The sequence below is a fragment of the uncultured Tateyamaria sp. genome, from assembly GCF_947496075.1.
GTDB lineage: Bacteria > Pseudomonadota > Alphaproteobacteria > Rhodobacterales > Rhodobacteraceae > Tateyamaria.
Window position 1 is genome coordinate 652,880 of the sequence record NZ_CANMBJ010000004.1, and the last position, 26,570, is coordinate 679,449.

Below are 26,570 nucleotides of genomic sequence, written 5' to 3' on the forward strand. Positions count from 1 at the left end.
TTATCCTTTGACGGAGCCAGCCATCAGACCGCGCACGAAATAGCGGCCCGCGACGATGTAGACGAGGAGAGTGGGAAGTGCGGCCAGGATCGCACCGGCGAAGTGAACGTTGTATTCCTTCACCCCGTGGCTGGCCTGCACCAGATTGTTAAGCGCAACCGTCATGGGCTGGCTGTCAGCGCCAGCAAAGGAGGCGCCAAAGAGGAAATCGTTCCAGATGTTGGTGAACTGCCAGATGATCGACACCACGGCGATGGGGCCTGACGAGGGCAGAAGAATACGCCAGAATATCTGGAAAAAACCTGCCCCGTCGATCTGCGCTGCGCGCACCAGTTCGGTCGGGAAGACCGCGTAGTAGTTGCGGAAGTACAGCGTCGTGAACCCGATCCCGTAGACCACGTGCACCAGCACAAGCCCCCAGGTTGTTCCGGCCAACCCCATCAGGCCCAGCATCCGCGCCATGGGGATCAGAACGATCTGAAACGGGATGAAACAGGCAAAGAGCATGAGGCCAAACAGGATCGTGTCGCCACGAAACCGCCATTTGGTCAGCACATAGCCATTGAGGGCGCCCAGGATGGTCGAGATGGCGACAGCAGGCACGACCATCTTGATCGAATTCCAGAAATACGGGGACAGGCCCGTAGGCTCGACCCCGATCTGGGCCGAGGACCACGCCTTGGCCCACGGTTCCAGCGTCCAGAGCTGCGGCAGGTTCATCATGCCGCCGCCTGTGATTTCTTCCAGCGGCTTCACCGAATTCACCAGCATCACGTAAAGCGGCAGCATGTAGAACAGCGCAAACAGGATCAGCACGAGGTAGATCAGCATGCGCACGGCACGCCCTGTGCGGATGGCGGTATCTTGAGTCGCGTGCGCCATCACTTCTTCTCCCGCAATTCGGCGTAGAGGTATGGGATCATGATGGCGGCAATGGTCATCAGCATGATCGTGGCCGAGGCCGCGCCGATCCCCATCTGGTTCCGTGAGAACGTGTAGGAATACATGAAGGTCGCGGGCAATTCGGTTGCCCGCCCGGGGCCACCGCCGGTTAGAGCGATGACAAGGTCAAACGTCTTGATGGCGAGGTGGCTGAGGATCACGAAGGCCGACAAGAACGCGGGCCGCAACTGTGGAATGATGATCCGGCGATAGAGGTTCCAATTCGAGGCGCCATCCATCTGCGCCGCCTTGAGGATTTCGTTGTCGATCCCGCGCAGACCCGCAAGGAACATGGCCATGACAAACCCGCTTGTCTGCCAGACGGCGGCAAGAACCACGGTGTAGATGGCGAAATCCCGGTTCTTGATCCAATCGAATTCGAAACTGGTCCAGCCCCAGCTTTGCATGACATTCTCAAGCCCGATGCCGGGATCAAGAAACCATTTCCACGCCGTGCCCGTGACGATGAAGCTGAGTGCCATCGGGTAGAGGTACACGGTTCGAATGAACCCTTCGGCCCGGATTTTCTGATCAAGAAAGATCGCGAGGCTAAGCCCAAGGACCGTGCAGATCCCGATATAGAGCAGGGCAAAGATGCCCATGTTGGTGATCGACGTTTCCCAATGGCTGAGGCGCCAGAGCTTGGAGTAATTCTCCCATCCGATCCAGCCGAAGGACGGCAGAAGCCGACTGTCGGTAAAGGACAGATAGACCGAGAACGCGATGAACCCGTAGACAAAGATCAGGACCATGGCCAGCGATGGTGAAAGCACCAGCTTGGGCAACCATGTCTGTAGCCGTGTCTTGAAATCCGCGTTGGCAGCCTGTGCCATGACGCGCCCTCCTCACCCAGAAGTCATTGGTTTGTTGTGCATCCAAAGCGGCGGGGCGACGGCATTATTCCACCGCCCCGCCAAGGGAGGATCACTTGGCGATCGACACCGCGTCGACAAGTTCCACAATAGCGGTTTCGCTGTCGTACTCGCCGTTGAAATGCGCCGTGACCACGTCGTAGATCGCGTTCTTCACCGACGCAGGGTTGGCATGGCCGTGGGCCATGGAACCAAAGAGGTTGCCCGATGATGCGGCGGCAGCCAGATCGGCCATGCCTTTCTTGCCGCAATCGTCAAACGCCTCGTTCGACACGTCGGTGCGTGCGGGAACCGACCCTTTCACCACGTTGAAGGCGGATTGGAACGAGGGCGACAGGATCGCCGTGGCGAGCTTGGCCTGTTCCGGGGAAACGGCTCCGCCTTGGTCGAACATCATGAACTGGTCCGCGTTGAACGTGACCTGATCAGACGTGCCGGGGAAGCGGAAGCACAGGAAGTCCTGGCCCGGCACCTTGCCCGCGTTCAGAAACTCGCCCTTGGCCCAGTCGCCCATCATCTGGAAACCGGCTTCGCCATTGATGACCATGGCAGTTGCGAGGTTCCAGTCACGGCCCGAGAAATTCTCGTCCACGTTTTCGCGGATCACGGCCATACGGTCGAACGCCTCTTTCATGCCGTCGCCACCCAGAACGCTTTCATCAAGGTCGATGAACGCGGCCTGGTAGCCATCAGGGCCAAGCACGGACATCGCCACCGCGTCGAAGACGGTGGCATCCTGCCAAGCCTGCCCGCCGTGCGCGACCGGCGTCACGCCTGCTGCCTTGAGGGTATCCAGAGCGGCGGTGAACTCCTCCCATGTGGTTGGGACAGCGATGCCATTGGCATCGAGCACGGCCTTGTTGGCCCAGACCCAGTTGGTCGAGTGCACGTTCACGGGGGCCGAAACCCACTTGCCATCGACCTTTGCGAATTGCTGCAGGGCAGCCGGGATCACGTCGTCCCACCCTTCTGCCGCGGCGACATCATTGAGGTTCGCCAGAGCGCCCTGGTTTGCCCAGTCGAGAATGTCAAAGCCAAGGCCCTGAACGGCCGTGGGCGCATTGCCAGCAGTGACGCGTGCGCGCAGAACAGTCATCGCCTGTTCGCCACCGCCGCCCGCAACCGGCATATCGGTCCAGCCGACGCCCTGACCTTCCAGGTCTTCCTTCAGAACGTTCAACGCGGCGGCCTCACCGCCCGATGTCCACCAGTGCAACACCTCGACACCGCCATGCCCATCTGCGTGAGCGGCACCGGCGCTGACCGTCAGCGCCAGCGCGATTGCTGTTTTAGTCTTCAAAAAAGAACGCATTGGTTTCCTCCCATTTTGCGATTGCAGTGACGCACGCTATGCGCACGTCTCGACCCAAGGTGCCCGGCTGCGTCCGATGCGCATGACCATTGATTTCACCTCGAGAAATTCATCAAAGCCGTAGCGGCCAATCTCGCGTCCCTGCCCCGATTGCTTCATGCCGCCAAAGGCCAGTTCTGGGTATCCGTCCATCCAGGTGTTGGTCCAAACCGTACCCGCTTCGGCGCGGCGTGCAAACTCCAGACAGGTGTGGACGTTTTCGCTCCAGACGCCTGCGGAGAGGCCATAATCGCTGTCATTGGTCAGCGCGATGGCCTCGTCCAGCGTGCGAAATGTCAATACCGACAGAACGGGGCCAAAGACCTCTTCCCGCGCAATTGCCATGTCGGGTGTCACACCACTGATGACGGTCGGCTGATAGAATTGTCGGCCAAGCCCATCGACGGACAGAGTGTCCCCACCAAGCTCAAGCTTGGCACCGGTGGCAATGGCGGCCTGCACATACCCGTCAATCTTGGCGTTGTGTTCAGGCGTAACGATGGCACCGACTTGCGTGGACGGATCAAGCGGGTCGCCAAACTTCACCTGTTTGGACAGCGCAACCACGCGGGCCACAAACGCATCCGCGATATCCTCGTGCACGATGATGCGGCTGGACGAATTGCAGCACTGCCCGACGTTGAAATAGACGCCGAAGGTTACGGCATCGGCGGCGCTTTCCAGATCGGCGTCGGGAAAGATCACCTGAGGGTTCTTGCCGCCCAGTTCAAGCGCGACCTTTTTCAGCGTCCCGGATGCACTTTGCGTGATCAGCTTGCCAACGGCGGTTGAGCCGGTAAAGGTCACCATATCGACGTCAGAATGGGTCGACATCAGACTGCCGACCGGCTCACCGTAGCCCAGGACGATGTTGCAGACGCCCGCAGGCAATCCCGCCTCCATCAGCAGTTCGCCCATCATCACAGTTGAAGACGGCGTCATCTCGGACGGTTTGACCACCACCGTGCAGCCAGCGGCCAAAGCGAAAGGGAGTTTCTGGGACAGGATCCAGAACGGGAAGTTCCACGGCGTGATGATGGACACCACGCCAATTGGTTCTTTGACGACGACACCCAGCATATCCTCGCCAAGCGTGTTGTGACTGTCGCCATGCGTGGTCCGCGCAAGTGATGCGGCGTAGCGCCATAGGTCTGCCGCACCGCCCACTTCGCCACGCGCCTGGGAGATTGGCTTGCCACTTTCCAATGTCTCTTGCAACGCGATGCGTTCAACTTTGGCCTCGATCAAGTCCGCGACCCGAAGCAGAACGGTCGCACGTTCCTTGCCCGAGATGCGGCTCCAAACCCCCGCATCATAGGCACGCCGCGCGGCGAGAATGGCTTGCTCTGTAACCGCCGCGTCGCCCTTGGCCGATACACTGACAACCGTACCGTGCGACGGCGATACACGGTCGAATGTCTCGGTGCCTTCGACCCATTTGCCCTCAATCAGATGACGCCCGGCAAAGGCAGAAGGCAGTGCGTAGTCAATCGCCTTATTGATCGTCAGGTCATTCATCGTCTTAAGATCCATCAAAACTGGCTGCGCGCTTTTTAAGGAATGCCTGCACGCCTTCATCACGGTCGGCGCTGGCGGCAGCTGCCGCGCTGCCAAGCACCTCGATCGCGGCGCCCCGATCTTCGCCCACGGCACCGTGAATCATAGCCTTGGTCAGTTCGTTTGCGCGTGGCGATAGGGCGCTCAAGGATGCGGCCATTTCTTTTGCGGTGGCCAGCGCATCGTCGGTCACATCCGCGGCAAATCCGAGCATGTGGGCGCGTTCAGCAGTGATGCGCCGCCCGAATATCGCCATCTCTTTTACAACCGGCTCAGAAAGAAGCCGCACAAGGCGCTGTGTGCCGGACCAACCCGGCACAATGCCGACCTTGCCTTCGGGAAGTCCAAGCGTCGCCTGAGTAGAAATCACGCGCACATCACAGCAGGCGGCCAGTTCCAGTCCACCACCAAACGCATGGCCATTTATGGCCCCGATCGTCGGCTTGGACAGCCGTGCCAGCATATCAAAGATCCGGTGTCCGTCCCGGATCCAATGGCGCGCAAACTCGGCCGGGCCAAGTCCGCCCCATTCAGCGATGTCTGCACCACAACAAAACGCTTTCGGTCCCGCACCGGTCACAATGACAGCCCGAATGTCGGGGCGGTGTTCAATTTCAATGAGATGTGCCTCAAGCGATCTCAGCATTGCCGTTGTGAACGCGTTCAGCTTCGCCTCGTTGGACAGCGTCAGAACGGCCGTGTCCCGATGATATGTGCAAACAACCTCACTCATAGTGCGAGGCCCATTGGAGCGTCGGCAAGCAGTGCCTTCGGCATGATCTTGGCATTCTCCGCCACTTGCACACGGCCTTGCGAAGGCCCGACGATATGCTCTGCCGGGTCCACACCCGGCATGATTTCGGTGGCAACCAGACCGTTGCCGGTCAGCGCGATCACGCATCGTTCGGTGACATAAAGCACGTTCTGCCCCTGTTCGCGCGCGCGCTTTCCCGAGAAGGTCACATGCTCAACCTCGTCCACCATCTTGGTGAACTTGCCGGGTTCCGCGATTTCGATCTTGTCATCGAGCAGCTTGACCTTTGCCCCCGCCTCGAACCACCCGGAGAACACAATGTTTTTAGCCCGGGCAGTGATGTCCACAAATCCACCGCATCCAGCCGTCAGATAGGGTTTCTTGCCAAGCTTCGAGACGTTGACGTTGCCTTCCACGTCGACCTCAAGAAATGATAGGAACGACATGTCAAAGCCGCCCCCCTGAAAGTAGATGAATTGCTGCGGAGAGGGCACGAACGCATCCGCGTTCGACGCGCATCCAAAGGCGAAGCCGGTCAGCGGCACACCCCCGACAGCCCCCTGCTCAATGGCCCATGTCACGCCGTCTGGATGCCCTTCCTCAAGCAGGACCCGAGGCACCATGGCGCTGATCCCGAACCCAAGATTGGCTGTCATCCCACGACGCAGTTCCATTGCTGCGCGGCGAGCGATCACTTTTTCAATGCCATGGTTCGCCAGCGAGAAGCTGTCCCAGGGCCGCATGATCTCTCCCGAAATTGCCGGATCATAGGCTGTTTCAGTGGTTTGCTTCTGATCCGCATCGACAACGACGTAGTCCACGAGATGGCCGGGAACCCGCACATCATGGGGCCGAAGGCTACCATTGGCAGTCACACGCTTGACCTGCGCAATGACCACCCCGCCGTTGTTGCGCACGCAAATGGCCTGTTCCAGACCGCCCAGATAGGCGCCTTCGTGTTCGTAGGTAAGATTGCCGCGCTCATCCGCTGTGGTGGCCCGAATGATGGCCACATTCGGTATGACATTCGGGAAATGCAGCCAGGTTTCACCGTTGAACGCCACTCGGTTGACGATGGGCGCTGCGGCGCCCTTGTCGTTCATCGCACAACCCTGAAGATTTGGGTCCACGAAGGTTTCAAGCCCCACTTTGGTCAAGACACCGGGACGATGCGCCGCCGCCTCACGATGCATGTCGAACATGATGCCGGACGGAACATTGTAGGCGGCAACGCGATCCTCGACGATCATCTTCCAGATCTCTGGCATTTCGACACTGGATGGACCGGACGGATAGGACCCGGCCAATACGCGGGCAAGCAAACCGTCTTTGGCAAGATGATCCATGCCTTTGACGCCATACACATCCCCGGCCGCAATCGGATGCAGTGAAGTGATGTTGCGTGGATGCCCTTCGGTTGTGAACCGTTCGCCAATTGCCTTGAGCATCGCGTCCGGACACCCCAACGTCGAAGAAGAAGATACGGACAGCACGGCCCCATCCGGAATCTGACGCGCGGCTTCGGCAGCTGGCACGACCTTCTTCATAGTATCCTCCCCACGCCAAGCTCATCGCTTTTGGAACGTTCCATTAATCACTACTGGAACGTTCCAATTCTTGCAAGACGTAATCTCATACCCGGCAAGGTGTTCAATTTACGGAACGAACTCCAAGTTTACTGGGTTAACGGCTGTGCGTCGCGCTTCATCCAAGATGAAGGACACGATCACCAGTGCCGTGACCGATTCGGCTGGAGATTTCGCGTCGCCGACCACAGAACCGAACCGCAATAAAAAAACCCGGGCACTCAGGCCCGGGCAAGTCCAACAGGGAGGTACATGCTTTGCCGCGCGGCGGCCCCGGCATGTGCGGGCTTTCGTGCCTTCAATCTGGGCCATGGCAAACATGTCTGCCTTGACCCAAATCAATCTCAGGCAATCAGACGATACCCACCGGATTCGGTCACAAGAAGGCGGGCATTGGACGGATCTGGTTCAATTTTCTGGCGTAGACGGTAGATATGCGTCTCGAGCGTGTGGGTCGTGACGCCTGCGTTGTACCCCCAAACCTCGTGCAGCAGCACATCGCGCGCCACCACGCCTTCGGTCGAACGGTAGAGGAACTTGAGGATGTTCGTTTCTTTCTCCGTCAAGCGGATTTTGCGGTCATCTTCCGTGATCAGCATCTTCACGGACGGCTTGAACGTGTACGGCCCAAGGGTGAACACGGCGTCTTCAGACTGTTCGTGCTGGCGCAGCTGGGCGCGGATGCGGGCCAAAAGGACGGGAAATTTGAAGGGCTTGCTGACATAGTCGTTGGCACCTGCATCAAGGCCGAGGATCGTGTCCGCATCAGTATCGTGGCCGGTAAGCATCAGAATGGGCGACTTGACCCCCTGCTTGCGCATGACCCGGCACAGTTCGCGACCGTCGGTGTCGGGCAGGCCGACATCAAGGATCACGAGGTCGTAGATCGCTTCCTTGGCTTTAACCAATGCGTCCTGACCGTTACCCGCTTCGAACACGTCGAAATCTTCGGTCATGATCAGCTGTTCGCTGAGCGCCTCGCGCAGGTCCTCATCGTCGTCGACCAGCAGAATTTTTTTAAGTTGCGCCATGGGCCTCGTCTCCCTTGAAGTTGAATGATAAATGCGCTGCCTTCGCTGTTTCAGCAAGTTATGGGCCTTTTGTTTCACGCCCATGTGTCGGTGAACGGGCAAATGTTTCAATTCTCGCGCGATTTGCTTATGTCGGGCGGGGTGTAGGAGAGGATTTGTTACATGGGGCTGGGCCCGGATATCGTCGAGACGCTGGCGCGGGCACGGGCCGATCTGCGGATGGGTGTGCCAATTGTGGTCCTGGGTGACACCCATATGTTGGCCGTGGCAGTCGAGACGTTGACCGAGGCACGGTTGGTTGGGCTGCGAGCCCTTGGCGCAGCACCCGAGCTAGCCCTGACAGGCTGGCGGGCAGACACTTTGAAGGCCCGCGTTTACGATGGTGATGTGGCCCGGATCGCTGTGCCTGAAGCTGCGGCCTTGGGGTGGCTGAAGTCTTTGGCCGATCCGGCTGACGACTTGGCGACGCCGATGAAAGGGCCCTTGCGTTCAGTCCGCGACGGGGATGCGGCTCCGCATCGTGCGGCGTTACAGTTATGCAAATCAGCTCAGTTATTGCCAGCCGCGCTGTGCGTTGAGATTACAGACGGGTTAGGTTTTGCGGCCACACATGGCCTGACCGCCGTGCCGCTGGCATTGGCAGCACCCCTGTTGGGCGGCTCAAGCCTTTTGCATCCGGTGGTGCAGGCCCGATTGCCGGTCGAAGCATCCGAAGCCGGGCGTTTGCATGTCTTCCGGCCCGACGATGGCGGCGAAGAGCACTATGCGTTCGAGATTGGTCGGCCAGACCGCAGCCAGCCTGTTCTGGCCCGTTTGCATTCGGCCTGTTTCACCGGCGACGTGATGGGCAGTTTAAAGTGCGATTGCGGGCCGCAGCTGCGCGGCGCCTTGGCCCAGATGGGGGCCGAAGGGGCAGGTGTTTTGCTGTATATGAACCAGGAGGGCCGCGGGATTGGCCTGGCCAACAAGATGCGCGCGTATGCGCTACAGGATCAGGGCTTTGACACTGTAGACGCAAATCACCGCCTGGGGTTCGAGGATGACGAGCGGGATTTTCGGCTTGGGTCAGATATTCTGAAGTCCATGGGATTCACGGCAGTGCGATTGCTGACCAACAACCCGGCGAAAGTGACGATGATGGAAGCGAGCGGCATTACCGTGGCTGAGCGCGTGCCGCTGAAGGTTGGTGAAAACCGGTTCAACCGAGACTACCTTGCGACCAAGGCGGCGAAGTCAGGGCATTTGTTGTGACACCACGGGACATGGTGGTGACGTCGCGCGGGATGCGCTTTGCCGGGCGATGGTTTCCCTGCACAATTGGCAAGGGCGGTATAAGCGACACAAAGCGAGAGGGTGATGGGGCCACACCCCGCGGCTGCCACAGGATTGTGGGTATGCTTTATCGCCCGGACCGCATGGCCCCGCCGACAGATTGGGCGGTGCCTATTCGGCCCGGGGATCTTTGGTCTGATGACAGCGACGATGACGACTACAATCAAATGGTGCGGGCACCTTATGCACCAAGTCATGAGCGGTTGCGCCGGGCCGATCCGCTCTATGATCTGGTGATCCTGACCGATTGGAACTGGCCCTATGCCGTAAAGGGCCGTGGATCGGCCATATTCATGCACCGTTGGCGCAGACCCGGCTATCCGACCGAAGGGTGTATCGGACTGCGGCCAGACGATCTGCGATGGATCGCCCCTCGGATCGGTTATGAAACCCGGCTGATTGTCCTCTAGCGGTTAGGCAAGCCTGCTGAGCGACGTTGCGCACGCAATTCAGATTTTGGTGGGATCGCCGCGATCAACTCATCCAGCCCCGCAAGCACATTGGCGTGGATCGCACCAAACCGCCCGCGCGGATAGGCCGGATCATCATTTTCAGCAGCCCATTTGCGGGCGCATTCCAACGCCGCAATCCAGTCGTCACGATCCCCGCCCAGCCATTGATTGATCGGTCGCGCCACGGTTTCGTTCAGGGATGCAAACAAGGCCGGGCCACCGTCGGACGACTGGTCCGGGTCTGCCAACAACATCAGGCGCGCACGAAACTGGCCGCGATACATGACACAACCCGCCTGCACCCGCGCACCTGCGTTGAACAGTTCGGCCGCGCGGCGGTAATCATCCCAGGCCGTCGGCGTGATGGGACCCGGTTTCACGCCTTGTGCAATTGCAAGAGCGGGCCAGAACATGGCAAAAAACAGGAGATACCGCATCAGGTGGCCTGCCGTTCGCCAAAGATCGCGGAACCCACGCGGACATGGGTGGCCCCAAGCGCGATCGCACTTTCGAAATCGCTGCTCATGCCCATTGATAGTCCGGTCAGGTCATTGCGCTTTGCAATCTTGGCCAGAAGCGCAAAATGCAACGACGGCTCTTCATCGACAGGCGGGATGCACATCAGCCCGTGGACGGGCAGGTCAAGCGCACGGCATTCGGCAACGAAGGCGTCAGCCTCTGTCGGAAGCACACCGGCTTTCTGAGGTTCTTCACCGGTGTTGACCTGAAGAAAGATATCGGGGCATTTACCAATCTCTTGCGCAAGGCGCGCGATGGTTTTCGCCAGTTTAAGGCGGTCAACAGAATGGATGGCTTGGAACAACTCCATTGCCTGCCGGGACTTGTTGCTTTGCAGCGGGCCAATCAGATGCACGTCGATAGCACCGTATTGATCGCGAAAATCAGGCCATTTGCCCGCCGCCTCCTGCACGCGGTTTTCGCCGAACAGGCGGTGCCCTTCGTCCAAGACGGCCTGAACCCGGTCAAGCGGCTGCACCTTGCTCACGGCGATCAGCTTGACAGTATCTGCTGCCCGCCCGGCCTTGATACAGGCAGCTTCGATCCTGGAATTGATTTTGGAAAGGGACATGGGTGCGCCTTTTGCATCTTGGATAGGGCGCAGAAAGCATGGAGCGATGAGAATTGCAAAGGTCCAGAAACGAAAAGGGGCAGGCCAAAGGCCCGCCCCAAATCATTAGGCTGTGCCTGACTTAGAAGTCGAAGCGAACACCCAGGTCTGCAACGGTGTCGCCAGCAACTTCCGCAACACCACCTTGCAGCGATACACCGCCGCCCAGCGAGTGGCGGAAGCCGATGCCGTAGGCGTCGGTGTCGGAGCCAGCTGCGCCGGTTTCGGAGTAAGCAAAGCGGATTTCAGTCGCTGCGCCAACATCGTACTTGGCCGACACACCGTATGCGGTGTCGGGGTTCGCGTCGGTGTCTGCAACCAGCAGGGTGAAGGCGAATGCGCCGATTTCACCACCGAAGCCCAGGGCCCAGAAGTCGTTGTCAGCGTTCGAAGTCGCCGCTGCGCCACCGTCTACAACTGTCACAGTTGTGACGTCTTCGTTACCGAAGGCGACGCCAACATTGTAGTTGCCGAAGTTGTAGCCAAAGCCGATCTGCCATTCTTCACGCGACACTGTTGTGTCTGTCACAACGACAGCACCGGAACCAGCTGCGTTAACGATCGACTGCGATGTCACGTCGCGGTCGTCTGTGATCGACGCTGCAACTGTGAAGTCACCTGCGCTGTAGCGCAGTTTGATGGTTGCAGGCACATCGTCGTCGCCGCTGATGCCGGAAACAGGCAGGCCAAAGCCGGTCGATGTTTCGACGATCGCTGTCAGGCCTACGCCGTAACCGTAGTAGTCCAGAACGTCGCCGGAATCGATCACGTCGGAAGTGTTACCGATGTCCAGACGGAAGCCGCCGGATTCAACGTTGAATTCAGCCGCGCGAACGTCAGAGTCTGCACCGTCGTTGGTCTCGATACGCGCACGCGCACCAAATTCCAGACCGTTGTCGGATGTTGCAGTACCTGTGATGTTCAGGCGGAAACGCTGCTCGATGCTGGTTTCGTCGTCAGCACCATCGTTGTAGATCAGGCCGAAACGGCCAAAGCCACCAAAGCTAATGTCTGCAGCTGCCATGCCCGTGGTGGCAATCAGCGCAGTTGTAGCGAAGAGAACTTTTTTCATGAGTTTTCCCTCGGTTTTCAGTCACACGCCCTAACCGGGGAATCCGGCGAGGGGATGGATGCTGTCTCAACCATTTGCCTCGGCATCTCAAGCGACGCATCGGGTCGTGGCCGCAATTCCGACATGGTTGGTGCAGCTTTGCCACAGTACTGCCATCCTGCGCAGGTCACTTTTCCCACCAGCCTACCTGGTATGTGACCCCGTCTTGCGAGCGCAGGTCAACTTGGCTATCACGGGCGTCAACGAATATGGGTTGGGAATTCCGATGCGTAAAACGCGAGTGGCAGGCCGGATGGTCACAATGTGCATGGCCATGTTTCTGGCTGGATGTGGGGGGTTAAACTTCCGTGGAAGCACCCCATCTTCTGACCCTGAAACATCTGGGCGCGAAAGAGGCCAGCGGAACGAAACCACCCTTGGCGAAGCCTTGCGTGCGCGGCGCAACCAGGAATCGATCGTCCGCGTCAACAAGTACATATGGTCGGCAAGCCTGCAGGTGCTGGATTTCCTTCCAATTCAATCCGTTGATCCCTTCACAGGCGTTATCGTCACCGGCTTTGGCACCCCGCCCGGTGGCGGACGCGCCTACCGCGCAACTGTACTGATCAGCGATCCGGCCCTTGACGCACGATCGCTCAACGTGGCCTTGCAAACCCGCAATGGCCCGGCCAGCACAGCAACCGTGCGCGCGATCGAAGATGCGATCCTGACCCGCGCCCGCCAGCTACGGGTGGCTGATAACCGCCTTTAGGCCCTTTCAGCGCAACCCATTCCCTATTATCAGATGCGCCGGGCTTCATGCCCGGCGTTTTTACATTCAGGACCAGAACCCATGGCCACCTACACCCCATCCGAGATCGAAGCCCGCTGGCAGGCCGCCTGGGAAAAAGCCGGCGTGTTCACCGCAACCCGCAGTGCCGACAAGCCGAAGTACTACGTGCTGGAGATGTTCCCCTACCCCTCGGGCCGCATCCACATGGGTCACGTGCGCAACTACACAATGGGTGACGTGATTGCCCGCTACAAGATGTCGACCGGACATAACGTGCTGCACCCAATGGGGTGGGATGCGTTCGGGATGCCCGCCGAAAACGCCGCCATGGCCATCGGAGGCCACCCCAAGACGTGGACCTACGACAATATCGCGGACATGCGCGGACAGATGAAGCCGCTTGGCCTGTCTATTGACTGGTCTCGCGAATTTGCCACTTGCGACCCGGAATACTACGGCCAGCAGCAGGCGCTTTTCCTCGACATGCTCGAAGCCGATCTCGTCTATCGCAAGAACGCGCAGGTGAACTGGGACCCGGTCGATATGACTGTGCTCGCCAACGAACAGGTAATCGACGGCAAGGGCTGGCGCTCGGGCGCCGAGGTAGAACGGCGCGAACTGACACAGTGGTTCTTCAAGATCAGCGATATGGCAGGCGAGCTGAAGGATGCGCTTGGCAAGCTTGACAACTGGCCCGCCAAGGTGCGCCTGATGCAGGAAAACTGGATCGGCGAAAGCCGAGGCATCGACATTCCTTTCGTCCGCGCGGATGGGCAGGGCACCATCCTTTGCTATTCAACCCGCCCCGACACGATGCGTGGCGCGTCGTTTGTTGCCGTTTCACCAGACCACCCTGTTGCCAAGGCGCTTGAGGCCGACGATCCTGACCTTGCGGCGTTCATCGATGAATGCCGCAAGATGGACACGACCGAAGCCGCAATGGAGAAGGCCGAAAAGAAAGGCATCGATACGGGTATTCGGGTCAAGCACCCGGTCTATCCTGATGTCGAACTGCCGGTTTGGATCGGCAACTTTGTTTTGATGGACTACGGCACCGGTGCCGTCTTTGGTTGTCCTGCGCATGATCAGCGCGACCTGGATTTTGCGCGCAAATACGATCTGAACGTTCAGAACGCATTTTACATGCCCGGTGACACCACCGAGGTAGAGAACGAAGCGCTTGTTCCGGCCAAAACGGAAAAAGTCGACTTCATCGACCACTTTGCAGGCATCGGTGAGGTCACAAGCCAGGAAGCCATAGACGCCACGATCGATTATTTCGAAACCAACGGTCTTGGGAAGGGTCAGACACAATACCGTCTGCGCGACTGGGGCTTGTCCCGCCAACGCTATTGGGGCTGCCCGATCCCGGTTGTCCATTGTGACGATTGCGGTGTGGTGCCGGAGAAGAAAGAAAACCTGCCGGTCGAATTGCCAGACGATGTCAGCTTTGACATTCCGGGCAACCCGCTTGATCGCCATCCGACGTGGCGGAATGTGCCCTGCCCATCGTGTGGCAAACCTGCGCAGCGCGAAACTGACACGATGGACACGTTCGTTGATTCCTCGTGGTACTTCGCCCGCTTTACAGCGCCGCGCGCAGCGACGCCCACCGATCTGGAAGACGCAGCCTATTGGATGAATGTGGACCAGTACATTGGCGGCATCGAACACGCGATCTTGCACCTGCTCTATTCCCGCTTCTTTGCGCGGGCCATGCGCATCACCGGGCACTTGCCGCAAGGTTGTGAGGAACCGTTTGACGCGCTGTTCACGCAAGGGATGGTGACGCACGAGATCTATGTGACCCGGGACGAGAATGACCGGCCCGTCTACCATCTGCCCGAGGATATCGAGTGGACCGAATCCGGCGCCCGCCTTGGTGCCACTGGCGCCATGGTCCAGGTTGTCCCGTCGGCCAAGATGTCGAAGTCAAAAAAGAACGTGGTCGATCCGCTTGGCATTATTGCCAGCTACGGGGCAGACACGGCACGCTGGTTCGTGCTGAGCGACTCGCCGCCCGAGCGCGATGTGGAATGGACAGCCTCGGGCGCTGAGGCCGCGTTCAAACACCTGTCCCGCGTTTGGAACATTTGCGACCGCATCGGACAGATGGACAAAGACGTCGCGGGCACAGGCGACGATGACCTGCTGCGCGCCATGCACAAGACGATCCGTGATGTGACATTGGGCGTCGAATCCTTTGGCTTCAACGCGGCCATCGCCAAACTCTATCGCTTCACCGCAACCTTGCAAAAATCCAAGGCCAGCCATGCCGCCCAGCGCGAGGCCGTGATGACGCTTGCCCAACTCATGGCCCCCATGACCCCGCACCTGTCCGAGGACATCTGGGCGCATCAGGGCGGCGAGGGCCTTGTGATCAACGCCCCGTGGCCGACAGCAAACGAGGCGATGCTGGTGTCTGACACCGTAACCTTGCCCATTCAGGTCAACGGAAAACGACGCGGTGAGATCACCGTACCTGCCGACATGGACAAGGCCGAGGTTGAAAAACAAGCGCTGGCAACCGAAGCTGTGCAAAAGGCGCTGGACGGCGGCACCCCCAAGAAGGTGATTGTCGTGCCGGGCCGTATCGTCAACGTGGTGGTCTGACCGACATGCGCATCATTGCAGCTCTTGCCCTGACCCTGATCCTGACCGGCTGCGGGTTCGAGCCCGTCTATGGCCCGGGCGGCACGGGCACGAAGCTGCAAAACCGTGTGCAGGTCGACACGCCCATCGACCGCGAAGGCTTCCTTCTGGTGCGGCAGTTGGAAGAGCGGCTGGGGCGCGCGGGTGACCCCGCCTACCGGCTTGGCATCGAGTTGGCGGTGCGGGAAGAAGCGCGCGCCATAGACCCGGATGGAGACATCCGCAGGTTTCACGTGATTGGCGATGCCACATATACACTTTCGGACACTGCGACAGGTGCCGTTCTGCGGTCAGACACTGTGGATAACTTTGTGGGTTATTCGGCAACCGGCACAACTGTTGCGACCCTTTCGGCCAAACGAGATGCCGTCGAACGGCTGATGACCATCCTTGCGGATGAAATTGTGCTGCAACTGCAGGCCTCTGACCTGTGAAGCTGAACACGGCCCAGGCGACTGCGTATTTTGCCAAGCCGGACCCGGATGCAGCGGGCCTGTTGATATACGGTGCCGACGGCATGCGCATCGCCTTGAAAAGGCAACAGGTTGTGGCTGCCCTGATCGGTCCGCAGGGTGAAGAAGAAATGCGCCTGACCCGGATTGCAGCGGGTGATTTGCGCAAGGAGCCCGCCCTGTTGCTGGACGCGACCAAGGCCATCGGATTTTTTCCCGGCGCCCGTGTTGCCTTGGTCGAAGATGCAAACGAAACCGTCGGGCCCATCATCACCGAGGCCCTGTCGGATTGGGTGGCCGGGGATGCACAGATCGTGGTCACCGCAGGCGCACTCAAGCCCACGTCAAAACTCCGCAAGGCGTTCGAGGCACACCCATCGGCCAATGCCGCAGGCATCTACGACAATCCCCCGACGCGAGACGAGATTGAACGCGACCTAACCGCCGCTGGCATCACCAACCCGCCGCAAGAGGCGATGCACCTGCTGATGGACCTCGCACGCCAACTGGAGCCGGGAGATTTTCGACAAACACTGGAAAAGGTCGGGCTGTACAAGCTCAACGATCCAGACCCGCTAAGCGCAGACGACATTGCCGCTTGCGCGCCAGCCTCAATCGAAGCGGATGTCGACGACGTTCTGCTGGTTGTGGGTGACGGAAACGCAGCAGCGATCGGCCCGGTGATGCAGCGGTTGCAGGCGCAAGGGGTAAACGCGGTCAGCTTGTGCATTGGTGCCATGCGCCATTTTCGGTCGCTGCACCGCGCAGCTTGCGATACCTCCGGTCGTCCCCAGATCTGGGGACCGAACCGCGACAAGATGCTGGCGCAAGCGCGAAACTGGGGAGCGCCCAAGCTGGAAATGGCCCTGACGGAACTGACTGACACAGACTTACAGTTGCGCTCAGCCGGTCAGAATGCGCCGGCTCTTGCGCTGGTCGAACGCTGCTTCATCCGGCTTGCCATGCTTGCGCGTCGATAGATCAAGCGAGCGTCCTTCTTTCCTATCAAGAACCCATCTGAGCGCGTATCGCGAGGCGGAGCCTCTTCAATAATGTCGTCGCGCAAGCGGCCTTTGGATCACGGGTGCTCTTCAGGCGGGGCCGCAAACATAGCCATCACTTCAGTCTCCGTCATCTGGTGCCGCCCTTCACCGGCAAAGGCATAGCCGTCGGGTTTCAGGTCGATAAACAGTTCGCCGGTTAATGGAATGCCCGAAGCGTCCGCAAAGGTTCCCATTCCAACATGCATGTCGCCATTCATGGGACCGGGCGCCGTCACTCGATAAAACATGGAAGAGCCGCAGTGTTTGCAGAACGCCCGTTCGGCCCATTCCGACGAGGTGTAGACGGTCAGGTTGTCCTCCCCCTCAATCTGCATTCCACCTTTCGGCACCTGCACACCCAGGAAAACGCCACCGGACCATTTGCGGCACATGCTGCAATGGCACGCGCCGGTTTCCGTGATGGGTTTGGCTATGGTGAATTTCACGGCTCCGCACATGCAGGATCCTGATCGCGACATGGTGACCTCCTCTGGCTCGTTGCCCATGATGTATCCCACCCAACTGCCAAATTCTGTCAGTAACCTTGCAGCGTCGCCCCGGGCCTGCGATCCTCTGACCAACCAACTTGGAGGCCTCATGTACCGCGTCATTGGAACCGTCAAAAGCCGCGCCTTTCGCGTGCTCTGGATGCTTGAGGAGTTGGAGCAGCCCTATGAGCTGGTTGAGGCATTCCCCCGCTCGGACGAAGCGACAGCGCATAACCCGCTGGGCAAGATACCGGCACTGGTAGATGGAGATGACGTGCTGACCGACAGCGTCGCCATCATGACATACCTTGCCGACAAACATGGTGGGCTGACAGCCCCCGCCGGAACAGCAGCACGCGCACGGCAGGACGCCATCACCCTATGGCTGATTGACGAGTTGGACGCACTGCTCTGGACGCACAGCAAGCACACCTTTGTTCTGCCAGAAAAGCTGCGGCTTCCCGATATCTCATCGACGCTACACAAGGAATTTGCCCGCAATGCCGACATCTTTGCTGGCATGTTGGAACAGTCCGGTGATTTCATCATGGGCGACCAGATCACTTTGCCGGACCTGCTCGCTGTACATTGTTTCGGCTGGGCCTTTGGGGTCGAGTTTCCACAGCTGCCCGACAGCATTAAGGCGTACTCGAAACGCCTGCGTGCGAGGCCCGCGTTTCGTGCAGCGGCGGGTCGCTAACGCTTCAGGTAGCGCACGGCGCCCTGTCCGACCCAGCGGCCCGTGGCGAGGCACGCGGTCAGAAGGTAGCCTCCTGTCGGCGCTTCCCAATCCAGCATTTCCCCGGCGCAAAACACTCCCGGCCGTGCCCGCAGCATGAACGCGTCGTCCAGCGCACAGGCAGGCACACCTCCGGCAGTTGAAATAGCTTCATCCATCGGGCGCAGTCCGCTGTGTGTAATCCGCAACTTCTTCAGCCGCCGGGCAATCTTCAGGGTCTCAACCGGCCAAGGCCGCCCCCATTCCTGAGCCAATGCGATTTTCAACGGCGACAGGCGCAGCATCTTTCGCAAATGATTGGCAAAGCTCGCCTTGCCGCGGGGGCGGTTCAGCCGGGCGACCACATCATCCACACTCAAATCAGGCAGCAGGTCCACATACAGATCAGCGCCTTCGCGCACCCCGCGCGAGACGGAATAGATACCGCCGCCTTCGAGACCGCGATGTGACATCACCGCTTCCCCCCGCGAACGATACGGACCTGAACGCCACGCGACGCCCTTGATCGGTTGGCCGATATGTTTGGCCATATGATCGGACCACCCCACCGCAACTGCGGCATTCGCCGCCGCGAAGGGGTGCGTGTCGACACCGATCCAATCCGCCCAAGCCCCATCGGACCCAAGCCGTGCCCAACTGGCCCCGCCGCAAGCCAACACGACAGCGTCGGCTTCTATGGGTGACACCGTTCCATCCGGCCCTTTCATCATCGGTTGCTTACCCTCCCAACCGATCCACCGATGTCGGGGCAAGATGTTCACCCCCAGACCGTCCAGCCGTTGCAACCATGCCCGCAAAAGCGGTGATGCCTTCATCGCCTTGGGAAACACGCGACCGGTTGAGCCTGTGAACATCTCTTGCCCCAAACCTTCGGCCCAGCGGACAACAGCGGCGCTGTCCCACGCCTGCAGCGCCGGGGCCAGCCAATCCGTTGCATCCGAATAGTGCGGCAACATGGTGCTCAGATCTTCGGCTTTGGTCAGGTTCAAGCCCGACTTCCCGGCCATCAGGAACTTGCGTGCGACGCTTGGCTTTGCCTCATAGACTGTGACCGCGAGTCCCGCCTCGGCCATCACTTCCGCAGCGGCCAACCCCGCTGGTCCACCACCGATCACGGCAACGCGGGTCACTCTGAAGTGGTCCGAAGCTCACCCTTCATCTCGACCACACGATGCGGATATGGGATTTCGATGCCATTGTCCTTGAGTGCATTCCAGATCGCAAAAAGCACATGACTCTTGTATTTGTTCCGCCCGTCATCGATTCCGTTGACCCAGTATTCAACCGCAAAGTCGATGCCGCTGTCACCAAAGCCCACAAGCTCGCAATCCGGCCCTTCCGGTTTGTGCAGGACAAAAGGCAGCTTGGAGACGGCAGCGTTGATGATATCCGGTACCGCGTTGATATCCGTATTGTAGCTGACCGAAAACGGTGCCTCGTACCGGTTCGCCGATCCGCTGTCGGAATAGTTCACGACCCGGGTGGTAATGAAGTCCTCGTTCGGGACAACGATCCAGCGGCCATCATAAGTTTCGAGGATTGCAGCGCGGGCGGTCATCTTGACGATGGTGCCCGCCTCGCCTCCATCCAGTTCAACATAATCACCAACGGTCGCCTGCCCTTCGACAAGCAGGATGACGCCCGAGATGAAGTTTGACGCGATCTTTTGCAGGCCAAAACCCAGGCCGACGCCGATCGCGCCCCCAAGCACAGCGAGGGCAGACAGGTTGATACCCATGATGTTCATGAGCACGAGGAACGCGACACCAAAGATTAGGAATTCGACCGATTTCGCCACCAGTTGCCGGAGCGATGGACGCATCTCTTCCTGTTTCTGGATGAAGGTGCTGGACTGGCTGTTGGACCACTGCCCAAGCCAGAATATCACGCCACCAACGGCCAAAAATTGTAAGAGCCAGAGCAAGTTGAATGACAGGTTGCCAAGCGGCACAACCGTCTCTTCAAGGCGGGTCGCAGCCAATTCGAGCAGCCCCAGAGCATAAAGCGCTGCAATCGGGATCAGAACGTACCGCCCCAGAAGTTTCAGGAACGGATCGCTGATAATGTCCCGCACCAGCGCACGCACGGCCAGAAACAAGAACACCCGTTTGCCAAAGGCGATAACAGCGCCACTGTCAAAGATCGAGCGGACAACGCTTTCGCCGATCCCGGTCAGTACATAGGCCAGAAGCGGAAGCAGAAGCGGCAGGAATTGCGCCACGAAACGGCGTGCCTTGGCAAGGATGCCGTCACTATCGCCCGGGTCAAGCACGCGGGCCAGCGTCGGCCGCAAGCGGCGCGTAATCACCACGGCAGCCAGATAAGCAACGATCAGCAGGGCAAACTGTGACCATGCCGCAGGGCTGAGCAGCCAGGACAGCGCCAGCTCCCATCCTTGCATGGCGTAGCCCGCAATGGTCTGCACAATCTCGGGCTGGCTTTCGAGATCAAACTCCACAGCGCACCTCTTGCCTCATTCAAACAACGCGCCAATTGTCACGGGCAACCCCATCTGCGCAAGAGAGCATACCACTGTCCGACCCGACCAAAGCCCCAATTTGTCCGCTCTGTGGCCGTCCTATCCCACCAGAGGCGCCGCAAAGCCTGCATCACCTGATCCCGAAACTAAAAGGTGGCAAAGGCGGCCCGACGGTGTTGCTGCATCACATTTGCCACCGCGAGATCCATGCAACGCTGACAGAGGCGGAATTGGCCCGCGACTACAACACGCCCGAAGCGCTGCGCGCACATCCGCGGTTGGCCAAGTTCTTTGCATGGGTGGCAAAACGTCCACCGGGCTTTGCATCAAAGGTCCCGGGGGCCCGCCGCAAGCGTTAGCGTTTGCGCGGGGACGTATCGATTGTGCGCTTTTCCTCAAGCCGAATGCTAACGTCACGCAATACGCCTGAAACCAGCAATTCTACACGCTCACACGTCGTTAGTTCCCGCGAACCCTGAGCAGGTTTGGGGTCGCGCCGTGCGTAGTCTATGCGTGAGTCGCGGGCCATTGATAGAAAGCCTACAACGTGTAACGTAAAGTTGACAACCGTTGTGTCTGAACTATCTACACATCGCCTTTATTGCGCGCGCCGTTTCACTCTTTGCCGCCGCAATATCGATACATAACTGCTGAGCCCGATCCAACACGGCCCCGTTCTCGACCAGTTCATCGACCAAGCCAAATTCATAAGCTGTTGCGGCAGGTAACTTTTGACCACCGAGGAAGATCATCTTGGTCCGTGCGGGACCGATCAGCGCCGCCATGCGGACCGGATCGCTGGGTTGTGGCAAGTACCCCAGCTTCATGACCGGATAAAAGAACTTGGCCGATAGCACGGCAATGCGCAGATCGCAGGCAAGCACCATCCCTGTGGCGCCGCCTGCCACCGTTCCGTTCAGGGCTGCAATGGTCAGGCCGGGCAAGTCAGCGATGGCCCCCGACAGTTCCTCCCACAAGGGAGAGGTTGCGAGGCCCGCGCGCGCCGCATCCAGATCAGCACCCGCACTGAACACCTTACCCGTCCCGGTCAGGATAACAGCGGCAGCTTGCCGTGCATCCCGTGCAGTGTCGCGCAGATCGACCAGCATCTGTTCGGTCAGCGCCCCCGCTTTGTCCGGGCGATTGATCGTGATGGTCCAGATCGGGGCAGAGCGATCAACCTCTATCATGTCAGACCCACCCGTGTACGAATGTCGGGATCTCGCAGTGAAATCTCCTGCCCGATCCAATCGTCTGCATCGGAGGAACACATCCAAAGGAGCGCCTTGGCGGGCCAGTCGGCTGGAATGTGATCGGACCAATCAAGCTGACTGACCGGGTTGATACCGCTGGCCTTGATCTCGCGTTGCATCTGGGTGGCCACGGTGCCGGGCGACAGTCCCATAGCGCGGATACCCGAGCCCGCGTTTTCCTTGTCCACGCATCGGGTCAGCATGGCGGCTCCGGCCTTGGACGCGCAGTAATGCGACCAGGCTTCGACCGGACCATGCGCAGCGCCGGAACTCACGGTCAAGATCGTGCCGCCCCCTGCCTTCAACATGAAAGGCAGGGCCGCGCGCATGCCATAGAAGACGCCTTTGAGGTTGATGTCGATCGCGTGGCCCCAGGCATCCGGGTCGGCATCGGACAAATGAGAGATGGGTTCAATCACGCCAGCGTTGCCGACTAGCACATCCAGACCTCCGAACTGGCGAACCGTGTCGTTCATAGCACTTTCGACGGCAGCATAGCTGCTCACATCACAGGGCAGAGCGATGGCTTGCGGGCCAATTTCGGCAGCCAAGGCAGCGACAGCATCGGAACTGCGCGCCACAAGGGCAACATTTGCCCCGGCTTGGGCAAAGACGCGGGCCGTGTCTGCGCCTATCCCGCGGCTGGCACCGGTGATCAACGCCGTCTTTCCGCTCATATCCTGCATTCTGTCCTCCACTTCATAGACTTGGTCTTGTGGTACGGACAACAGCGGCTTAGGTCCAGCCTGCGGCCTTGACGCTCCGCGCACTGTCCCGGACGATATGGCCAAAGCTGTTTAAGGATTCTGATATGTCTCGTATTTCTCATCTTTTTTCCGGCACCGCCTTGGCGCTGTGCCTGCCCGCCACTGCCGCTTTAGCGGATCTGACAGCCGAGGAGGTATGGGCCGATTGGCAGTCTTACATGTCCAGCGCCGGCTACACTATTACAGCATCCGAAGCAGTCGAAGCCGGGAGCGTTTCCGTATCCGACATGACCCTGGACGTGGAATTTGCGGATGACACCGGTGCGGGTGCCTTCAAAGTGGTGCTTGAGTCCATCAACTTCGTCGAGCAAGGCGATGGCACTGTGGCAATCGAACTGCCCTCAAACACAACAATGAACATGTCCTTTACGCCGGAAACCGGTGAAGACGTGACAGTAGCTGTCGATTTTGACCAAACCGCGCCGAGCCTGGTTGCGTCCGGTGATCCGGGCGACCTGACATACACATATGCGGCTGAAGCCGCACGCATGGCCTTGCAAAGCCTCACAATCGACGGCGTCTCGGTTGGCCCCGAGATCGCGCAGGTGGACGTGACCATGACCGATCTGGCACAGGTCGTTCAAACGTCGGTGGGCGAAGTGCGAAAGATGTCGCAGGACATGTCCATCGCATCCGTCGACTATGACTTCGCGTTCAACGATCCGGAAAGCGACGACAATTTCCAGATCAAGGGCGTGATGAACGATCTGAAACTGGACGGCACAGGTGATCTGCCTATCGAAACAGATGTTCAGGACATGAACGCAATGCTGAACGATGGCTTTCAGGCGCAAGCGTCTTTCACCACGACCGGTGGCAACTACGACATGTCGTTCAGCAGCGAGGAGGATGGAAGCGGCACCGCCAACGCGACATCGACCGGTGCAGAGTTTGACTTTTCCATCGGACCGGATGGCCTGCTGTACGACGTGGCGCAAAGCGGTGTGGACATGAACATGCTGCTCACAGAGCTGCCGCTGCCTTTGTCCTTCTCGGCCGCAGAGATCGGTACACGCTTCCTGTTGCCTTTGCAGAAGTCCGATGACGAGCAGGATTTCGGCATGGCTGTCACGCTAACCGATTTCTCAATGTCAGATGCGATCTGGAGCTTGTTTGACCCAACTTCGCAACTGCCCCGGAACCCAGCGACACTTGTTGTCGATCTGAGTGGTAAGGCAAAGGTGCTGTTTGATTTCCTGGACCCCGACCAGGCCGAAGCGCTTGAGCAATCGGATACAGTGCCCGGAGAATTGAACGCACTGACCGTCAACAAGCTTGAGCTTGACGCGGTTGGCGCGCGTCTGACCGGTGCCGGTGACTTCGTGTTCGACAACACCGATCTGACCACATTTGATGGCATGCCGCGCCCTGAAGGCGCGGTTGATTTGACGCTGGTCGGTGGCAACGGGCTGCTCGACAAGCTGGTGGGCATGGGCCTGCTGCCCGAGGATCAAGCCATGGGTGCCCGTATGATGATGGGCCTGTTTGCCGTGCCTGGTGAGGGCGAAGACACCCTCAACTCGAAAATCGAAGTCAACGGTGAAGGCCACGTGCTGGCCAACGGTCAGCGCATCCGCTGACGCAAACATGCGGGGCGGCGCCTGTCGCCGCCCTTGCACCTTACCCACTGCACCGCTACCTCAGGCCCAAGATTGCGGAGCAGACCAATGACCCCACCCGACCTGTCGATCCTAAGTCAACGCTTGCTGCAAGCGGCCAAATCCGCCGGCGCAGATGCCGCCGATGCCATTGCAGTTCAGGGGACATCCCTGTCTGTGGATGTCCGCAGCGGGGCACTGGAACAGGCCGAACGGTCCGAATCCGTCGACATCGGCCTGCGCGTATTTGTTGGGCAGAAACAGGCCAACGTCTCGGCCTCAGATATCAGTGATCGCACAATCGAAGAGATGGCAATGCGGGCTGTCGCCATGGCTGCTGAAGCGCCCGAAGACCCCTTTGCGGGGCTTGCTGAGCCGAGCCAGTTGGCGACCGATTGGGACATTGAGGCGCTCGAACTAAACGACGCGTCGCCAGAACCAGCCGCCGAAGATCTGCAGTCCGATGCCCTTGCAGCCGAAGCCGCCGCGATGGACGTGCAGAATATCAGCCAGGTCGAGCAAGCCTCGGCCGGTTATGGCGCGCGCAACATATGGCTGGCGGCCAGCAATGGGTTTTCCGGGGGCTACCGTCGCACCGACCGGGCGCTGAGTTGTGTTGCCATCGCAGGTAGCGGCACAAATATGGAGCGGGACTACAGCGGCGACAGTCGTATCTTTCAATCTGACCTGCGCAGCGCAGAAGACATCGGAACCGAAGCAGGCATGCGCACAATTGATCGCATCGGCGCCCGGAAACCACCCACCGGCACCTACCCGGTGCTGTTCGACGAACGGATTTCATCGTCACTGATTGGTCATCTTTTGGCGGCTGCAAACGGGTCAAACATTGCACGTGGGTCGTCCTGGCTACGCGAGAAACTGGGGCAAACTGTATTGCCGGAGGGCCTGAACCTGGTTGAAGACCCGCACCGCCCTCGTACGTCGGGCACACGTCCCTTTGACGCCGAGGGTTTGCCAACGCAACGCCGAACCATTGTCGAAAACGGCGTTCTGACCGGATGGACACTTGACCTTTCAACCGCGCGGAAGTTGGGAATGGCGCCGACAGGCAATGCAGCACGGGGCACATCCGCCCCGCCCAGCCCATCCAACTGGAATGTAACGTTGGACGCGGGCACCGCCACGCGCGACGACCTGATCCGCGATATGGGTACCGGTTTACTCGTCACCTCGATGATCGGTTCGACCATCAACCCGAACACCGGCGACTACTCACGCGGGGCGGCGGGTATGTGGATCGAGAACGGACAGATCACATACCCGGTCAATGAATGCACCATTGCGGGCAACTTGATCGAGATGCTGCGCCAAATGACACCAGCCAACGATGCACGCACACATCTGAGCCGCGTGGTCCCGTCCTTGTTGATCCCGAGCATGACCCTTGCCGGCAGCTGATCTGCCCCTTTTGGTTGATGCCGCCCGCATCGCGGGGCGGGTTGCGACCAGCTTTGTCGGTCCATCTGCGGCCCGGTGGGACAAACCCGACGATGCAGGCCCTGTAACCGAGGCCGACCTGGCCGTGAACGATGCGCTTGCATCAAGCCTACGCCTTGCGCGTCCAGATTATGGCTGGCTGTCGGAAGAGACGGAAGATGACGACGCTCGCCTTTCGGCTGACACGGTTTTTATCATCGACCCAATCGACGGAACACGCAGCTTCGTCGAAGGCGGACGGACCTGGGCCATCTCAATTGCCATCGCACACAAGGGACAGATCAGCGCTGCCGTTATCTATTTGCCGCGCCGTGGCAAACTCTATGCCGCTGGCATTGGTTTGGGGGCCACGTTGAATGGCGCATCACTGACAGCGACACAGGCTGGCATGGCACCTGACAGCACCGTTCTGGCTGCACGACCCACGTTCCATGACAAGCACTGGCGCGATGGCGCCCCGCCAATTGATCGGCATTATCGCCCGTCGCTTGCGTATCGTTTGTCGCTTGTCGGCCAAGGCCGGTTTGACGGAATGCTCACCCTGCGGCCCAGTTGGGAATGGGACATCGCGGCTGGTGCGCTGATCGTGACAGAGGCAGGCGGCAGGATCACGGACCGCACGGGAGCACCATTGCGTTTCAACAACGCCCATCCGGCTTTGAATGGTGTCGTCGCGGCGGGACCGCATCTCCACAGCGCATTGGTTGGTCGGTTGGGGCCTGTCCGTTAGACCTGATTACCTTGACCCTCCGACCCATATGCGCAAACTGCGCGCGGCATGCCCAGCCCAT

General features: G+C 59.5%; 26 protein-coding genes. 11 read left to right on the top strand and 15 right to left on the bottom strand.

Annotated elements, in window-relative coordinates:
- From Q1A51_RS15570 to Q1A51_RS15600, 7 genes are all read right to left on the bottom strand, one after another.
- Complete coding sequence (locus Q1A51_RS15570) at positions 1-882, bottom strand: carbohydrate ABC transporter permease (RefSeq protein WP_299202839.1); 882 nt, start codon at positions 880-882, stop codon at positions 1-3.
- The gene (locus Q1A51_RS15575) at positions 882-1,775 is read right to left on the bottom strand and encodes a sugar ABC transporter permease (protein ID WP_299600455.1); all 894 of its coding nucleotides are present in this window, start codon (positions 1,773-1,775) and stop codon (positions 882-884) included. Before Q1A51_RS15575 ends, Q1A51_RS15570 begins: the two co-directional genes overlap by 1 nt.
- 91 nt (positions 1,776-1,866) lie before the next feature.
- A complete protein-coding gene (locus tag Q1A51_RS15580; protein WP_299600458.1) occupies positions 1,867-3,126 on the bottom strand; it encodes an ABC transporter substrate-binding protein in 1,260 nt (419 codons plus the stop codon).
- 36 nt (positions 3,127-3,162) lie between these two features.
- Positions 3,163-4,683: an aldehyde dehydrogenase family protein gene (locus Q1A51_RS15585; protein ID WP_299600460.1), complete on the bottom strand. Its 1,521-nt coding sequence runs from the start codon at positions 4,681-4,683 to the stop codon at positions 3,163-3,165.
- Between the two features lie 4 nt (positions 4,684-4,687).
- Positions 4,688-5,455, bottom strand: coding sequence for an enoyl-CoA hydratase/isomerase family protein (locus Q1A51_RS15590; protein WP_299600462.1), 768 nt, complete (start codon positions 5,453-5,455; stop codon positions 4,688-4,690).
- Complete coding sequence (locus Q1A51_RS15595; protein ID WP_299600464.1) at positions 5,452-7,023, bottom strand: CoA-transferase; 1,572 nt, start codon at positions 7,021-7,023, stop codon at positions 5,452-5,454. The genes Q1A51_RS15590 and Q1A51_RS15595 overlap by 4 nt, the downstream gene beginning before the upstream one ends.
- 383 nt (positions 7,024-7,406) lie before the next feature.
- Positions 7,407-8,093: a response regulator transcription factor gene (locus tag Q1A51_RS15600; protein WP_299202856.1), complete on the bottom strand. Its 687-nt coding sequence runs from the start codon at positions 8,091-8,093 to the stop codon at positions 7,407-7,409.
- Positions 8,094-8,255: 162 nt separating this feature from the next.
- On the opposite strand from Q1A51_RS15600, the gene ribA reads away from it, so the two are divergent.
- Entirely contained in the window at positions 8,256-9,344 is a 1,089-nt protein-coding gene (gene ribA / locus Q1A51_RS15605) for a GTP cyclohydrolase II (RefSeq protein ID WP_299600467.1), read from the top strand.
- On the top strand, positions 9,341-9,835 hold the full coding sequence (locus tag Q1A51_RS15610) for a L,D-transpeptidase family protein (RefSeq protein ID WP_299600470.1): 495 nt from the start codon (positions 9,341-9,343) through the stop codon (positions 9,833-9,835). Before ribA ends, Q1A51_RS15610 begins: the two co-directional genes overlap by 4 nt.
- Here the strand turns inward: Q1A51_RS15610 and Q1A51_RS15615 are convergent.
- The 3 genes from Q1A51_RS15615 to Q1A51_RS15625 all read right to left on the bottom strand — a co-directional run bounded on the left by Q1A51_RS15615 (position 9,832) and on the right by Q1A51_RS15625 (position 12,078).
- Positions 9,832-10,314, bottom strand: a complete 483-nt coding sequence (locus tag Q1A51_RS15615; protein ID WP_299600473.1) for a hypothetical protein — start codon at positions 10,312-10,314, stop codon at positions 9,832-9,834. The genes Q1A51_RS15610 and Q1A51_RS15615 overlap by 4 nt on opposite strands.
- Positions 10,314-10,967 carry a YggS family pyridoxal phosphate-dependent enzyme gene (locus tag Q1A51_RS15620; protein WP_299600476.1) on the bottom strand — a complete coding sequence of 218 codons (654 nt, stop codon included), beginning with the start codon at positions 10,965-10,967 and terminating at the stop codon, positions 10,314-10,316. Before Q1A51_RS15620 ends, Q1A51_RS15615 begins: the two co-directional genes overlap by 1 nt.
- 121 nt (positions 10,968-11,088) lie before the next feature.
- Positions 11,089-12,078 (bottom strand): porin, encoded by a 990-nt coding sequence (locus Q1A51_RS15625; protein ID WP_299600479.1) that lies wholly within the window; start codon positions 12,076-12,078, stop codon positions 11,089-11,091.
- Between the two features lie 265 nt (positions 12,079-12,343).
- On the opposite strand from Q1A51_RS15625, the gene Q1A51_RS15630 reads away from it, so the two are divergent.
- From Q1A51_RS15630 to holA, 4 genes are all read left to right on the top strand, one after another.
- Positions 12,344-12,829 (top strand): DUF3576 domain-containing protein, encoded by a 486-nt coding sequence (locus tag Q1A51_RS15630; protein ID WP_299600482.1) that lies wholly within the window; start codon positions 12,344-12,346, stop codon positions 12,827-12,829.
- A gap of 81 nt (positions 12,830-12,910) precedes the next feature.
- Positions 12,911-15,463 (top strand): leucine--tRNA ligase, encoded by a 2,553-nt coding sequence (leuS, locus tag Q1A51_RS15635; RefSeq protein ID WP_299600484.1) that lies wholly within the window; start codon positions 12,911-12,913, stop codon positions 15,461-15,463.
- Positions 15,464-15,468: 5 nt separating this feature from the next.
- Positions 15,469-15,936, top strand: coding sequence for an LPS assembly lipoprotein LptE (lptE, locus tag Q1A51_RS15640; RefSeq protein ID WP_299600487.1), 468 nt, complete (start codon positions 15,469-15,471; stop codon positions 15,934-15,936).
- Entirely contained in the window at positions 15,933-16,934 is a 1,002-nt protein-coding gene (gene holA / locus Q1A51_RS15645; RefSeq protein ID WP_299600489.1) for a DNA polymerase III subunit delta, read from the top strand. The genes lptE and holA overlap by 4 nt, the downstream gene beginning before the upstream one ends.
- Before the next feature lie 98 nt (positions 16,935-17,032).
- On the opposite strand, the gene Q1A51_RS15650 is transcribed toward holA, so the two are convergent.
- Positions 17,033-17,476: a GFA family protein gene (locus tag Q1A51_RS15650; RefSeq protein ID WP_299600492.1), complete on the bottom strand. Its 444-nt coding sequence runs from the start codon at positions 17,474-17,476 to the stop codon at positions 17,033-17,035.
- A gap of 118 nt (positions 17,477-17,594) precedes the next feature.
- Here Q1A51_RS15650 and Q1A51_RS15655 point away from each other — a divergent pair, with 118 nt between their 5' ends.
- Positions 17,595-18,185 (top strand): glutathione S-transferase family protein, encoded by a 591-nt coding sequence (locus tag Q1A51_RS15655; protein WP_299601134.1) that lies wholly within the window; start codon positions 17,595-17,597, stop codon positions 18,183-18,185.
- Here Q1A51_RS15655 and Q1A51_RS15660 read toward each other — a convergent pair.
- Both Q1A51_RS15660 and Q1A51_RS15665 read right to left on the bottom strand, forming a co-directional pair.
- Entirely contained in the window at positions 18,182-19,354 is a 1,173-nt protein-coding gene (locus Q1A51_RS15660) for a TIGR03862 family flavoprotein (RefSeq protein ID WP_299600494.1), read from the bottom strand. The two genes, Q1A51_RS15655 and Q1A51_RS15660, sit on opposite strands and share 4 nt — an antisense overlap.
- The gene (locus Q1A51_RS15665; protein ID WP_299601136.1) at positions 19,351-20,625 is read right to left on the bottom strand and encodes a mechanosensitive ion channel domain-containing protein; all 1,275 of its coding nucleotides are present in this window, start codon (positions 20,623-20,625) and stop codon (positions 19,351-19,353) included. The genes Q1A51_RS15660 and Q1A51_RS15665 overlap by 4 nt, the downstream gene beginning before the upstream one ends.
- Positions 20,626-20,756: 131 nt before the next feature.
- Here Q1A51_RS15665 and Q1A51_RS15670 point away from each other — a divergent pair, with 131 nt between their 5' ends.
- Positions 20,757-21,062: an HNH endonuclease gene (locus Q1A51_RS15670; RefSeq protein WP_299203627.1), complete on the top strand. Its 306-nt coding sequence runs from the start codon at positions 20,757-20,759 to the stop codon at positions 21,060-21,062.
- Between the two features lie 222 nt (positions 21,063-21,284).
- On the opposite strand, the gene Q1A51_RS15675 is transcribed toward Q1A51_RS15670, so the two are convergent.
- Together Q1A51_RS15675 and Q1A51_RS15680 are read right to left on the bottom strand one after the other, a co-directional pair.
- On the bottom strand, positions 21,285-21,893 hold the full coding sequence (locus Q1A51_RS15675) for an enoyl-CoA hydratase/isomerase family protein (RefSeq protein WP_299600497.1): 609 nt from the start codon (positions 21,891-21,893) through the stop codon (positions 21,285-21,287).
- Positions 21,890-22,642 carry an SDR family oxidoreductase gene (locus Q1A51_RS15680; protein WP_299600500.1) on the bottom strand — a complete coding sequence of 251 codons (753 nt, stop codon included), beginning with the start codon at positions 22,640-22,642 and terminating at the stop codon, positions 21,890-21,892. Before Q1A51_RS15680 ends, Q1A51_RS15675 begins: the two co-directional genes overlap by 4 nt.
- A 125-nt stretch (positions 22,643-22,767) precedes the next feature.
- On the opposite strand from Q1A51_RS15680, the gene Q1A51_RS15685 reads away from it, so the two are divergent.
- From Q1A51_RS15685 to Q1A51_RS15695, 3 genes are all read left to right on the top strand, one after another.
- A complete protein-coding gene (locus Q1A51_RS15685; RefSeq protein WP_299600503.1) occupies positions 22,768-24,303 on the top strand; it encodes a DUF2125 domain-containing protein in 1,536 nt (511 codons plus the stop codon).
- An 87-nt stretch (positions 24,304-24,390) separates the two neighbouring features.
- The gene (locus tag Q1A51_RS15690; RefSeq protein ID WP_299600506.1) at positions 24,391-25,740 is read left to right on the top strand and encodes a TldD/PmbA family protein; all 1,350 of its coding nucleotides are present in this window, start codon (positions 24,391-24,393) and stop codon (positions 25,738-25,740) included.
- A complete protein-coding gene (locus tag Q1A51_RS15695) occupies positions 25,727-26,509 on the top strand; it encodes a 3'(2'),5'-bisphosphate nucleotidase CysQ (RefSeq protein WP_299600509.1) in 783 nt (260 codons plus the stop codon). The genes Q1A51_RS15690 and Q1A51_RS15695 overlap by 14 nt, the downstream gene beginning before the upstream one ends.
- Positions 26,510-26,570: the final 61 nt, after the last annotated feature.

Bases quoted from the DNA above. Each gene is read 5' to 3' on its own strand.
- Q1A51_RS15570 (WP_299202839.1), bottom strand. From the start codon at position 882: ATGGCGCACGCGACTCAAGATACCGCCATCCGCACAGGGCGTGCCGTG.
- Q1A51_RS15575 (WP_299600455.1), bottom strand. From the start codon at position 1,775: ATGGCACAGGCTGCCAACGCGGATTTCAAGACACGGCTACAGACATGG.
- Q1A51_RS15580 (WP_299600458.1), bottom strand. From the start codon at position 3,126: ATGCGTTCTTTTTTGAAGACTAAAACAGCAATCGCGCTGGCGCTGACG.
- Q1A51_RS15585 (WP_299600460.1), bottom strand. From the start codon at position 4,683: ATGAATGACCTGACGATCAATAAGGCGATTGACTACGCACTGCCTTCT.
- Q1A51_RS15590 (WP_299600462.1), bottom strand. From the start codon at position 5,455: ATGAGTGAGGTTGTTTGCACATATCATCGGGACACGGCCGTTCTGACG.
- Q1A51_RS15595 (WP_299600464.1), bottom strand. From the start codon at position 7,023: ATGAAGAAGGTCGTGCCAGCTGCCGAAGCCGCGCGTCAGATTCCGGAT.
- Q1A51_RS15600 (WP_299202856.1), bottom strand. From the start codon at position 8,093: ATGGCGCAACTTAAAAAAATTCTGCTGGTCGACGACGATGAGGACCTG.
- ribA (WP_299600467.1), top strand. From the start codon at position 8,256: ATGGGGCTGGGCCCGGATATCGTCGAGACGCTGGCGCGGGCACGGGCC.
- Q1A51_RS15615 (WP_299600473.1), bottom strand. From the start codon at position 10,314: ATGCGGTATCTCCTGTTTTTTGCCATGTTCTGGCCCGCTCTTGCAATT.
- Q1A51_RS15620 (WP_299600476.1), bottom strand. From the start codon at position 10,967: ATGTCCCTTTCCAAAATCAATTCCAGGATCGAAGCTGCCTGTATCAAG.
- Q1A51_RS15625 (WP_299600479.1), bottom strand. From the start codon at position 12,078: ATGAAAAAAGTTCTCTTCGCTACAACTGCGCTGATTGCCACCACGGGC.
- Q1A51_RS15630 (WP_299600482.1), top strand. From the start codon at position 12,344: ATGCGTAAAACGCGAGTGGCAGGCCGGATGGTCACAATGTGCATGGCC.
- leuS (WP_299600484.1), top strand. From the start codon at position 12,911: ATGGCCACCTACACCCCATCCGAGATCGAAGCCCGCTGGCAGGCCGCC.
- lptE (WP_299600487.1), top strand. From the start codon at position 15,469: ATGCGCATCATTGCAGCTCTTGCCCTGACCCTGATCCTGACCGGCTGC.
- Q1A51_RS15650 (WP_299600492.1), bottom strand. From the start codon at position 17,476: ATGTCGCGATCAGGATCCTGCATGTGCGGAGCCGTGAAATTCACCATA.
- Q1A51_RS15655 (WP_299601134.1), top strand. From the start codon at position 17,595: ATGTACCGCGTCATTGGAACCGTCAAAAGCCGCGCCTTTCGCGTGCTC.
- Q1A51_RS15665 (WP_299601136.1), bottom strand. From the start codon at position 20,625: ATGCAAGGATGGGAGCTGGCGCTGTCCTGGCTGCTCAGCCCTGCGGCA.
- Q1A51_RS15675 (WP_299600497.1), bottom strand. From the start codon at position 21,893: ATGATAGAGGTTGATCGCTCTGCCCCGATCTGGACCATCACGATCAAT.
- Q1A51_RS15680 (WP_299600500.1), bottom strand. From the start codon at position 22,642: ATGCAGGATATGAGCGGAAAGACGGCGTTGATCACCGGTGCCAGCCGC.
- Q1A51_RS15685 (WP_299600503.1), top strand. From the start codon at position 22,768: ATGTCTCGTATTTCTCATCTTTTTTCCGGCACCGCCTTGGCGCTGTGC.
- Q1A51_RS15690 (WP_299600506.1), top strand. From the start codon at position 24,391: ATGACCCCACCCGACCTGTCGATCCTAAGTCAACGCTTGCTGCAAGCG.